Origin of the sequence: Paenibacillus farraposensis (assembly GCF_020736845.1) — a bacterium.
Classification (GTDB): Bacteria; Bacillota; Bacilli; order Paenibacillales; family Paenibacillaceae; genus Paenibacillus; species Paenibacillus farraposensis.
The window spans coordinates 1-857 of sequence record NZ_JAFFQR010000023.1 but is presented as its reverse complement, the minus strand read 5'-3'; the positions used below and the strand labels follow the sequence as shown (position 1 = coordinate 857).

General features: G+C 48.7%; 1 pseudogene. It reads left to right on the top strand.

The features are described from left to right. Nucleotides 1-857, top strand: a pseudogene (locus JO375_RS05260) (hypothetical protein); the annotation flags it as partial.

The window sequence follows — 857 nt, the reverse complement described above, 5'->3', positions numbered from 1 at the left end:
AAGACGCTCCTATCAAGATATTCACCGCACTTATGATGATCTGGTCACTACGATGATTCGAAAATATCAGAATGGAGATGCCATTGATACCGTCACGAATTATGCCAAACTGGACACTTTTGTTTTACAATATGAGGAGACCGATTGGGCGTTTTTAAAGCGTCTCACTTCTCGCTTTGGTTCCGTACTTGTGCCAGAGGTAACCGCAGCTTCGCCCAAAGTCTTCTTCGGGATGCCAGAAGGCAAGCAGCATAAGGTGGAACGGGATGTATTCTATCGAGTACGGAAAACGTTTCATGAACTGGATGCGGAAAAGCTAGGAGAACAACGCGCTGGCTCGTATATCAACTATATGATTGAAAGTCTGCAATACTATGCGCTGGGTGATCTCATCACGTTACCGATCGGACAAGGTAAAGAACTGGTCGTGGTTCGGGCAGTGACCACACTAGCAGATGGCTTACTGCGTACCCGTTATGATCTTCAAGCCGAGCAGGATATCCGTTATGCCCGGTATGAGAACGATCAGGCCACCGGAATTTCATTGTCAGGAACGGTGCTCAAGGTACAGCAGGACTTTGTGCAGCTTCAACTGGACATCGACCCGAAGCAAGATCCTGCTAAAGCCTGCTGGTTCCCTGTGGCGACTAGATATGTCGCCGAAGAACATAGCGGCTGGTACGATATGCCTGAAATCGGGGAACAGGTGGAATTGTATCTGCCTACCCACCGCGAACAAGATGCCTATGTGACAGATTCACTGCGACAACAACGCCACACAAATGGTCAGCCGAATGTGAAGGTATGGCAACATGTGCAAGGTAGCGGCGTAGAAATGTCTGAGCAAGAACTAACCC